Source organism: Phycicoccus sp. (genome assembly GCF_035325325.1).
Classification (GTDB): domain Bacteria; phylum Actinomycetota; class Actinomycetes; order Actinomycetales; family Dermatophilaceae; genus Phycicoccus.
Genome location: NZ_DAOLAC010000062.1, coordinates 1 through 9,628 on the forward strand (window position 1 = coordinate 1; position 9,628 = coordinate 9,628).

Genomic DNA, 9,628 nt, shown 5'->3' on the forward strand with positions numbered 1-9,628 from the left:
CGGACGTACCCTGACCGCATGGGACGACGGGTCGCGCTGGCGCTCGGCGCCGGCGGAGCGCGGGGGTACGCGCACATCGGGGCGCTCCAGGTCATCGAGGAGCGCGGTCACGAGGTCGTCGCGATCGCCGGCACCTCCATGGGCGCCCTCGTCGGCGGGCTCGCCGCGGCCGGCAAGCTCGACGCCTACACCGAGTGGGTCACCGGCCTGACCCAGCGTGACGTGTGGCGCCTGCTCGACATGAACCTCGGTGGGGGAGGGGCGATCCGGGCCGAGCGCATCTTCGGCAAGGTGGGTGAGATCCTCGAGGGAGCCCTCATCGAGGAGTGCTCCGTGCCGTTCACCGCCGTCGCCACCGACCTCAACCACCGGCGCGAGGTGTGGTTCCAGCGCGGTCCGGTCGCGACCGCGGTCCGGGCCTCGGTCGCCATCCCGAGCCTCGTCACCCCGATCGTCGTCGACGGCCGCCTCCTCGTCGACGGCGGCCTGATGAACCCGGTGCCCATCGAACCGACGGCGGCGGTCCGGTCCGACCTCACGGTCGCCGTCAGCCTCCAGGCCGGGCACAGCACCGGCATGCCGGTCGCGCCGGTCCGCAGCGGCGGGATGGGCACGACGGTCGCCGGCTCGGTGCGCTCGCTGACCCACCGCGTCTCGGCGCTCATCGGCGGCGGCGCCCACGACGTCGCCGACGCGCCGGAGCACGCGGTCGAGGACGTCGAGCCGGTCCCCGGGGCCGCGGGGTCGCCCGCCGTGTCCACCGCCCCCGGCTACGCCCCGGCGCCGCGCGAGCTCGCGTCCACCGAGATCTTCAACCGCTCCTTCGACACGATGGCCGCGCTCATCACCCGGTACCGGATGGCGAGCAACCCTCCGGACGTCCTCGTCTCCGTCCCGTCGGACGCGTGCCGCACGATGGACTTCCACCGGGCGAACGAGATGATCGCGCTCGGCCGCGAGCTGACCGAGCGCGCGTTCGACGAGGCGGGGTGCTGACGGTGGAGGGGACGGACGTGCTCGCCGACCTTGCCGAGGCACTGGTGGAGCAGGCGTCCGACGCAGGTTCCGGCCGGGCGCTGCTCGGCATCGCCGGGGTGCCCGGGGCCGGCAAGTCGACCCTCGCCGAGGCGCTCGTCGCCGAGGTCGCGGCTCGACGCGGCGCGGGCTGGGTGGCGCAGGTGCCGATGGACGGCTTCCACCTCGCCGACGTCCAGCTCGAGCGGATCGGGCTACGCGACCGCAAGGGTGCCCCGCTGACCTTCGACGCCCGGGGCTACGCGGCCCTGCTGCGACGGCTGCGCGAGGACGTCGACCACGACGTCTACGCTCCGGGTTTCGAGCGGGTCCTCGAGCAGCCGCTCGCCGGTGCCGTCGTCGTGCCGGCCGGGGTCCGGCTCGTCGTCACCGAGGGCAACTACCTCCTCCTCGAGGGCGACTGGGCCGAGGCGCGCGCGGCGCTCGACGCCGTCTGGTTCGTCGAGGGGGACGACGCACTGCGCCGGCAGCGGCTGGTCGCCCGGCACGTCGAGTTCGGGAAATCCGCAGAGCACGCGGAGGCCTGGGTGGCTGCCGTCGACGACCGGAACACCGAGCTCGTGCGCGCGGCCGCGGGTGGGGCCGACCGCGTCGTCCTCGCCGTCGACGACGGCTGGGTGACTCAGTCGGACTGGCCGTAGAGGCCGGCCAGCGTCGAGCCGTCGGCCCAGTGGATGTTCCTGATCGGGTTGTCCGGGTCGTCGAGGCCCTTGTTGTACGTGTACGCCCCGCTCTCGTAGAGCGCCCACACGTGTGCGTTGCCGTTCGAGCTCCCGTACGCGAGGCCCTCGATCATCGACGGGGACCGCATGCAGAACGAGGTGCCGTCGGTGATGTCCCCGGTGAAAGAGGTCGGACGGACCCAGACGTTGCCACGGTCGTTGCGGCCGTAGGAGGTGGCGAAGACGAACCGGCTGCCGACGGTGGTCATCCCCTGCGTCTTGGCCGGGACCCACCGCTTGGTGTTCGTGTAGGTCAGCGAACCGCTGCTGGTGGGCCTGTACCGCCACATGCTCTGGTGGCTGGTCGCGGAGAAGTCGCCGGTCCAGACGTAGCCGCCCTGGGTCCCGAGGAACGAGGCCTTGCCGGCCACGTCCTGGGTGTCCTTCGGGGTGTACGTGTGGGAGTTGTTCGCCGCGGCCAGCACCGAGTGCACGGTCGAGGTCGACCAGTAGCGGACGATGCCCTCGCCGCCGACGTAGACGTAGCCGCCGGCGACCGCGATGCCGCCCGCGTGCGTCTGCGGGATGAGCATCCGGCCGAGGCTCTCGCCGCGGTGGGACCCGCTGAGCCACACCCCGAACACCGCGCTGGGCCCGTCCGGGGTGCCGTTGCCGTTGCCGTCGTGGTAGGCCGAGATGAGGAGGACGTCGTCGGTCCCGGAGAAGTTGTTCCAGTACGCCAGGCCCTGCGGCACGTAGTGCCCGTCGAGCAGCCCGGCCGGGATCGCGACGCTGTTGTGGAAGGTGCTGTCGTAGGTGGAGCTCGCCGACGGCCCCGGGTAGAAGTCGGAGCTGCCGCGGGTGGTGCGGCACATCGCGTCCTCGGCCGACGCCGCTGACGGTGTCGCGACGGTGACCAGTCCGCCGAGCGTGACGGCCGCCAGTGCTGCGGCCAGGGTCTTCAGTCGTGCCATGTCGTGCTCCCCGGCGCGGTCAGGGGCGCACGACCCACTTGATGGCCGAGCAGCCGCCCTTGGAGCACACCGACATCCCGACCTTGTCCATGGGCCCGTTGGACACCCAGTAGGCGCTGCCGCGGTACGGGGCGCTCGTGCAGCCGCCGACGTCCTCGCGGTACCCGACGTTGACCGTGTTCCCGTACTGCTTGATGTAGAACTTCATCTTCGCGCGGACCCCGTCTCCCTCACCGGGGTTGTTCGGGTCGCACCGGTCGTTGAGGTAGATGTCGTCCCAGTGCACGACGTTCTCGTTCTGGAAGCCCATCTGGGTGGTGCCGTAGGCCTGGCCGTTCGGCGAGGTGGCCTTGACGAGCAGGCCGTAGGCGTTGGCCGCGCCGGGGGTCAGGACGACGGCGGCGGTCGCCGCGGCGGCGACCGCCCCGACCTTCGTGAGCAGGCGGGTGCTGGGCATGGTGGTTCCCCCTCGGTGGTGGTGGCCCCCCGAACTTCCCCCTCGGAGAGCGCTGTCCCGCCACGCTAGCAGCGGGCCGACACCGCGGCACCCGCTGCGGCACCGGATGTTCACCGGGCCGGAGGGCCTGCGGCTCGAGGTCCGGGCGTACGGTCCGATCATGAGCATCCGCCTCGGCTACCAGATCCCCAACTTCAGCTACCCGGGCGGCGACCCGGCGCAGATCGTGCCCACCGTCGTGCGCCAGGCGCAGGAGGCCGACGCCGCCGGCGTCGACGCCGTCCTCGTGATGGACCACTTCTACCAGCTGCCCGGCATCGGCGACCCGGACCAGCCGATGCTCGAGGCCTACACGCTGCTCGGGGCGCTCGCGACGGCCACCGAGAGGGTGCAGCTCTCGACGCTCGTCACCGGCAACACCTACCGGAACCCGACGCTGCTCGCGAAGGAGGTGACCACCCTCGACCTCGTGAGCGCCGGACGGGCGGTCCTCGGCCTCGGCGCCGGCTGGTTCGAGCTCGAGCACCGGCAGCTGGGCTTCGAGTTCGGCACCTTCACCGACCGGTTCAACCGGCTCGAGGAGGCCCTCTCGATCATCGAGCCGATGCTCCGCGGCGAGCGACCCACCGTGTCGGGCGAGTGGTACCGCACCGAGAACGCGATGAACGAGCCGCGGCTGCGTGACGACCTGCCCATCCTCATCGGCGGTGGGGGAGAGCGGAAGACGTTCAAGTACGCCGCCCGGCACGCCGCGCACCTCAACCTCATCTGCAACGCCTCGGACATCCCGCAGAAGCTCGAGGCGCTCGCCGCCCGCTGCGAGGAGGAGGGGCGCGATCGCTCGACGCTCGAGACGAGCTACCTCGCGTTCGTGATGATGGACGAGGACGGCGACGCGGCGCGCACCATGCACCGCGACTTCCTCCGCTCCCGCGGGGTCGACCTCGACGCGATGGACGACGACCAGCGGCGCGCGGCCACCGACCGGCAGTTCGTCGGCACCCCCGACGAGGTCGCCGGCCAGCTGCGCGAGCGCGTGCTGGAGCCGGGCGTCGATGGCCTGATCGTCAACATGGTGGCGAACGGCCACGTCCCCGGTGCCGTGACGATGATGGCGGAGGCGCTCGCCCCGCTCGTGCGGAGCTGACCCGGTCCGCGGAGGACGGCACCACCGCCGACGGCCCGGTCGTCGTCCTCCAGTCCCGCCAGCCGCTCACCACGGACGTCGCGCTCCTCGGCGAGGACGTCGTGGTCCTCACCGACGGGCCGCCGCACCGGGTTGCCCGGGTCGACGCCCCGGCGCCGGGACGGGTCGAGTCGCGTCTGCGCGGTGAGTGGGCCGACGCCCTGCGCCGACTCAGGCCCTCGTCGGTCGTCAGCAACGACGAGTTCTGCCTCGCCGACCTGGCTCGTCTGCGCGCCGGGCTCGGGCTGCCGGCCGTGACCCCTGTCGGTCTCGAGGGTTACCTCGACAAGGTCGTCATGAAGTCGCGCCTCGCCGAGCACGGCATCGACGTGCCCCGCTTCGCCGACCTCGGGCTCGTCGTCGCCGGGGTTCCTCTCCCACCGGGGCTCGGTGTGCCCGTCGTCGTCAAGCCGCGGGTCGGGGCCAACTCGGGCGGCGTCCGGGTCGTGCGGAGCGAGGACGACTGGGCCGCCTGGACCGCGGAGCACGCCGGCGAGGACGGTTGGCAGGTCGAGGAGCACCTCGACGCCCCGACGGCCTTCGTCGACGCCCTCGTCGTCGACGGGTCCTACCGGCCGGTGCTCGTCGGGCGGTACCTCGGACCGCTGCTCCCCGAGCCGGACGTCGACGTGCTCGGCGCCGTCTCCGTCCCGCCCGACGACCTCCTGTGGCGACGGGCCGCCGACCTCGGTGGCCGGGTGGCGGCCACGCTCGGCGCGGACGGCCGGTTCGCGACGCACCTCGAGCTGTTCGACACCGACGACGGGCTCGTCGTGATGGAGGTCTGCGCGCGGGCACCCGGGGCGATGGTCTCGGAGATGGCGCGGGTCGCCGCCGGGCCGAACCTCGAGACCGCGCACCTGCTGCTCCAGGCCGGCCGTCCCGCCCCCGCCGTCGGGGCCACGGGCGGGCACGCCGCGTGGCTCTCCGTGCTCGCCCGCGGCGGAGCGACCCCGGTGGTGCCCGTCGGCCTCGGCTCCTCGGTCACGGCCCACCGGCTGCCGCCGGACCCGGGGGCACGAGGACGCCACGTCGCGCTCCTGGTCCTGCTCACGTCACCCGACGCGGCCCTGCTGGCCGCCGACGTCGAGCGGTGCCGTGCGCACTCCTGGTGAGGCGGCCGGACTGACGCGGGGTCGGTGCGCGACGAGGTGGTCCCGGCCGCCGTCCCCGGGAACACATCGGCCGACGCTCGAGTTGAGCCAGGTGAACGCAAGTTTCACGCGGCGGATTTGCGCAGTGCGGTCCGTCGGTCTAACTTGAGCGACAAGGACTCAACCCGATCACCGCACCATCCAAGGAGCACCCACATGGCCCGTGCAGTCGGCATCGACCTCGGCACCACGAACAGCGCCGTCGCCGTCCTCGAGGGCGGCGAGCCCACCATCATCGCGAACGCCGAGGGCGGTCGCACCACCCCGTCGGTCGTCGCCTTCTCCAAGGGCGGTGAGGTCCTCGTCGGCGAGATCGCCAAGCGCCAGGCCGTGACCAACGCCGACCGCACGATCCGCTCGGTCAAGCGCCACATGGGCACCGACTGGAGCACCGACGAGATCGACGGCAAGAAGTACACGCCGCAGGAGATCAGCGCCCGCATCCTCCAGAAGCTCAAGCGCGACGCGGAGTCCTACCTCGGCGAGGCCATCACCGACGCCGTCATCACCGTCCCCGCGTACTTCGACGACCACGAGCGCCAGGCCACCAAGGAGGCCGGCGAGATCGCGGGCCTCAACGTCCTGCGCATCGTCAACGAGCCGACCGCGGCCGCCCTCGCCTACGGGCTCGACAAGGGCAAGGAGGACGAGCTCATCCTCGTCTTCGACCTCGGCGGCGGCACCTTCGACGTCTCGCTCCTCGAGGTCGGCAAGGACCCCGAGGACGGCTTCTCGACCATCCAGGTCCGCGCGACCAGCGGTGACAACCAGCTCGGCGGCGACGACTGGGACGAGCGCATCGTCCAGCACCTGCTGACCACCGTGAAGAACAGCAGCGGCGTCGACCTGTCCAAGGACAAGATCGCGATGCAGCGCCTGCGCGACGCGTCGGAGCAGGCGAAGAAGGAGCTCTCGTCGGCCAGCTCGACGAACATCTCCCTCCAGTACCTCTCGATGTCCGAGAACGGCCCGATCCACCTCGACGAGACGCTGACCCGCGCCCAGTTCGAGCAGATGACCAAGGACCTGCTCGACCGCACGAAGCAGCCGTTCCAGAACGTCATCAAGGACGCCGGCATCTCGGTCTCCGACATCGACCACGTCGTCCTCGTCGGCGGCTCGACCCGCATGCCGGCGGTCAGCAGCCTCGTCAAGGAGATGACCGGCGGCAAGGAGCCCAACAAGGGCGTCAACCCCGACGAGGTCGTCGCGCTCGGCGCGTCCCTCCAGGCCGGCGTCCTCAAGGGCGAGCGCAAGGACGTCCTCCTCATCGACGTCACGCCGCTCAGCCTCGGCATCGAGACCAAGGGCGGGCTGTTCACCAAGCTCATCGAGCGCAACACCGCCATCCCGACCAAGCGCAGCGAGGTCTTCTCGACGGCCGAGGACAACCAGCCGTCGGTGCTCATCCAGGTCTTCCAGGGCGAGCGCGAGATCGCGCAGCAGAACAAGCCGCTCGGCACCTTCGAGCTGTCCGGCATCGCGCCGGCGCCCCGCGGCGTGCCGCAGGTCGAGGTCACCTTCGACATCGACGCCAACGGCATCGTCAACGTCTCCGCCAAGGACCGCGGCACCGGCAAGGAGCAGAAGATCACCATCTCCGGCGGCTCGGCGCTGTCGAAGGAGGAGATCGAGCGGATGGTCAAGGACGCCGAGGCGCACGCCGAGGAGGACAAGCAGCGCCGCGCCGAGACCGAGGCCCGCAACATGGGCGAGACCCTCGTGTTCTCGACCGAGAAGTTCCTCTCCGAGTCCGGCGACAAGGTCTCCGACGAGCACCGGGGGCCCGTCGACGAGGCACTGGCCGCGCTCAAGGAGGCCATCAAGCCGGACAGCGGTGCCTCGACCGAGGACATCCAGGCGAAGATCGACACCCTCAACAAGGTCTCCCAGGAGATGGGCGCCGCCGTGTACGCCGCGGCCGCCGAGCAGGGCGAGTCGGGCGACGTCCCGGGTGCCGAGGCGAGCGACGGCGACCAGCCGGCGACCGACGCCGGTGACGACGACGTCGTCGACGCCGAGGTCGTCGAGGACGACGAGGAGAAGAAGTGACCGACTCCTCGATGGAGGACTCGGTGAACACCGAGGCCGTCAACGACGAGCCCGGCCACGCGGAGGAGGTGGCCCCGGAGCAGCCCGGGGCCACCGCCCCCGGCGGTGTGCCGGCGTGCGAGCCCGCCGAGGCGCCGGCGGTCGGTGACGACCTCCACCCGGACGCCGTCCTCGCCGCCGAGCGGCTCGCCGACCTGCAGCGGCTCCAGGCCGAGTACGTCAACTACAAGCGCCGGGTCGACCGCGACCGTGCGGTGGTTCAGGAGCGCGCCGTCCACGACGTCCTCGAGTCGATGCTCGGGGTCCTCGACGACATCCACGCCGCGCGCGAGCACGGCGACCTCGACGGCGGGCCGTTCTCCGCCATCGCGGACAAGCTGGAGTCGACCCTCGGCCGGTACGGGCTCGAGCGGTTCGGCGCCAAGGGCGAGGCCTTCGACCCGCAGCAGCACGAGGCGCTCATGCACGCCCCGTGGCCGGCCGACGACGCCGACCTGCCCGCCGGCGCGACGACGACGACCGTCGTCACGGTGCTCCAGCCGGGCTACCGTGCGGGTGAGCAGGTCCTGCGTCCCGCTCGCGTCGCGGTCGCCGACCCCGACTGACCGAGACCGACCCGAGGCACCGAGAGGAGGCGCCGATGGCCAGCCAGGACTGGTTCGAGAAGGACTTCTACGCGATCCTCGGCGTCCCGAAGGACGCCGACGCGGCCGCGATCAAGAAGGCCTACCGCAAGCTCGCCAAGCAGCACCACCCCGACCGCAACGCCGGGGACGCCGCGGCCGAGCAGAAGTTCAAGGACGTCGGCGAGGCGCACGCGGTGCTCTCGGACCCCAAGCAGCGCCAGGAGTACGACGCCGTCCGGTCGATGGCCGGGGGCGGGGCGCGGTTCCGGGCCGGGCCCGGTGGCGCCGGCGCGAGCGGTTTCGAGGACATCTTCAGCGCCTTCGGCGGTGCCGGTGGCGGCGGGACCCGGGTGCGCTTCGGCAACGGCGGCGGCCAGTACGCCGCGGGTGGCGAGGACATCAACGACCTCCTCGCCCAGATGTTCGGAGGTGCCGGCGGCGCCGGTGGCGCTCGCGGTGCCGACCCGTTCGGCGGCACCGGTTTCCGCGCCTCTCGCGGGCCGCGACCGGGCGCCGACGTCCAGGCCCGCACGACGCTGAGCTTCCGCGACGCGGTCGAGGGCTCGACGGTCACCCTGAGCACCGCCGAGGGCCGGCGGATCACGACGAAGATCCCGGCCGGCGTGCGCGACGGGCAGAAGATCCGGCTGCGCGGCAAGGGTGCCGAGGGCGACCCCGGAGCCCCGAAGGGCGACCTCATCCTCACCGTCACCGTCGAGAAGCACCCCGTCTTCGGGCGCGACGGCGACCACCTGACGGTCGACCTGCCGGTGACCTTCGCCGAGGCCGCGCTCGGCGCGACCGTCCCCGTGCCGACGCTCGACGGCTCGAGCGTCCGGGTCAAGGTCGCCCCGGGCACGCCGAGCGGCCGGGTGCTGCGGGTCAAGGGTCGCGGCGTCGCGGGCCGGCACGGCACCGGCGACCTGCTCGCCCGGGTCCAGGTTGTCGTCCCCCAGCGGCTCTCGGACGAGGCGCGGCGCGCGGTCGAGACGCTGCGTGACGCCGAGGCCGGGGCCGACCCGCGTGCGAGCCTGTTCCAGCAGGCCGCGACCTGACCGGAGGTGACGTGATGGCCCGGCTCGAGGCATCCGCCTTCTCGCCCGACGACGACACCCCCGTCTTCGTCATCTCGGTCGCCGCCGAGCTGGCCGGCATGCACGCGCAGACCCTGCGGCAGTACGACCGGCTCGGCCTCGTCACGCCCTCGCGCACCCGGGGCGGTGGGCGCCGCTACAGCCAGCGCGACGTCGCCCTGCTGCGCGAGGTGCAGCGGCTCTCCCAGGAGGAGGGTGTCTCGCTCGCCGGCATCGCCCGCATCCTCGAGCTCGAGAACCAGGTCGACGCGCTGCGGGCCAGGGTGGCCGAGCTCGCCGCCGAGGTCGAGGCGCTCGAGGCCGGCAGCGGACGCACCACCCGGGTGTTCTCGGTCAGCCCGACCGGCGACGTCTACGCCGCCCGGCTCGGCGAGCGGCCCCGGGCCAC

The 9,628-nt window shown here is 72.4% G+C and carries 10 protein-coding genes; 8 read left to right on the forward strand and 2 right to left on the reverse strand.

Going from position 1 to position 9,628, the window contains the following annotated elements; translation table 11 throughout:
- Positions 1 to 18: 18 nt before the first annotated feature.
- Both PKA89_RS19910 and PKA89_RS19915 read left to right on the forward strand, forming a co-directional pair.
- On the forward strand, positions 19 to 996 hold the full coding sequence (locus PKA89_RS19910) for a patatin-like phospholipase family protein (RefSeq protein ID WP_324422545.1): 978 nt from the start codon (positions 19 to 21) through the stop codon (positions 994 to 996).
- Positions 990 to 1,676 carry a nucleoside/nucleotide kinase family protein gene (locus PKA89_RS19915; RefSeq protein ID WP_324422547.1) on the forward strand — a complete coding sequence of 229 codons (687 nt, stop codon included), beginning with the start codon at positions 990 to 992 and terminating at the stop codon, positions 1,674 to 1,676. The genes PKA89_RS19910 and PKA89_RS19915 overlap by 7 nt, the downstream gene beginning before the upstream one ends.
- Here PKA89_RS19915 and PKA89_RS19920 read toward each other — a convergent pair.
- Together PKA89_RS19920 and PKA89_RS19925 are read right to left on the reverse strand one after the other, a co-directional pair.
- On the reverse strand, positions 1,658 to 2,671 hold the full coding sequence (locus PKA89_RS19920; RefSeq protein WP_324422549.1) for a hypothetical protein: 1,014 nt from the start codon (positions 2,669 to 2,671) through the stop codon (positions 1,658 to 1,660). The two genes, PKA89_RS19915 and PKA89_RS19920, sit on opposite strands and share 19 nt — an antisense overlap.
- 19 nt (positions 2,672 to 2,690) lie before the next feature.
- Complete coding sequence (locus tag PKA89_RS19925; protein ID WP_324422551.1) at positions 2,691 to 3,128, reverse strand: hypothetical protein; 438 nt, start codon at positions 3,126 to 3,128, stop codon at positions 2,691 to 2,693.
- 160 nt (positions 3,129 to 3,288) lie between these two features.
- On the opposite strand from PKA89_RS19925, the gene PKA89_RS19930 reads away from it, so the two are divergent.
- The 6 genes from PKA89_RS19930 to PKA89_RS19955 form a co-directional block, all read left to right on the forward strand.
- Positions 3,289 to 4,275, forward strand: coding sequence for an LLM class F420-dependent oxidoreductase (locus PKA89_RS19930; protein ID WP_324422553.1), 987 nt, complete (start codon positions 3,289 to 3,291; stop codon positions 4,273 to 4,275).
- 101 nt (positions 4,276 to 4,376) lie between these two features.
- On the forward strand, positions 4,377 to 5,429 hold the full coding sequence (locus PKA89_RS19935) for a hypothetical protein (protein ID WP_324422555.1): 1,053 nt from the start codon (positions 4,377 to 4,379) through the stop codon (positions 5,427 to 5,429).
- A 195-nt stretch (positions 5,430 to 5,624) separates the two neighbouring features.
- A complete protein-coding gene (gene dnaK / locus PKA89_RS19940) occupies positions 5,625 to 7,520 on the forward strand; it encodes a molecular chaperone DnaK (protein WP_324422557.1) in 1,896 nt (631 codons plus the stop codon).
- Positions 7,517 to 8,125, forward strand: coding sequence for a nucleotide exchange factor GrpE (grpE, locus tag PKA89_RS19945; RefSeq protein ID WP_324422559.1), 609 nt, complete (start codon positions 7,517 to 7,519; stop codon positions 8,123 to 8,125). Before dnaK ends, grpE begins: the two co-directional genes overlap by 4 nt.
- Before the next feature lie 35 nt (positions 8,126 to 8,160).
- The gene (locus tag PKA89_RS19950) at positions 8,161 to 9,201 is read left to right on the forward strand and encodes a DnaJ C-terminal domain-containing protein (RefSeq protein WP_324422561.1); all 1,041 of its coding nucleotides are present in this window, start codon (positions 8,161 to 8,163) and stop codon (positions 9,199 to 9,201) included.
- Positions 9,202 to 9,215: 14 nt separating this feature from the next.
- A partial coding sequence (locus PKA89_RS19955; protein ID WP_324422563.1) for a helix-turn-helix transcriptional regulator occupies positions 9,216 to 9,628 on the forward strand: 413 nt, incomplete at its 3' end.

What these genes read in the sequence shown, in the direction of transcription:
- PKA89_RS19925 (WP_324422551.1), bottom strand. Translation starts at nt 3,128, where the DNA reads ATGCCCAGCACCCGCCTGCTCACGAAGGTCGGGGCGGTCGCCGCCGCG.
- PKA89_RS19930 (WP_324422553.1), top strand. Translation starts at nt 3,289, where the DNA reads ATGAGCATCCGCCTCGGCTACCAGATCCCCAACTTCAGCTACCCGGGC.
- PKA89_RS19910 (WP_324422545.1), top strand. Translation starts at nt 19, where the DNA reads ATGGGACGACGGGTCGCGCTGGCGCTCGGCGCCGGCGGAGCGCGGGGG.
- dnaK (WP_324422557.1), top strand. Translation starts at nt 5,625, where the DNA reads ATGGCCCGTGCAGTCGGCATCGACCTCGGCACCACGAACAGCGCCGTC.
- PKA89_RS19920 (WP_324422549.1), bottom strand. Translation starts at nt 2,671, where the DNA reads ATGGCACGACTGAAGACCCTGGCCGCAGCACTGGCGGCCGTCACGCTC.
- PKA89_RS19950 (WP_324422561.1), top strand. Translation starts at nt 8,161, where the DNA reads ATGGCCAGCCAGGACTGGTTCGAGAAGGACTTCTACGCGATCCTCGGC.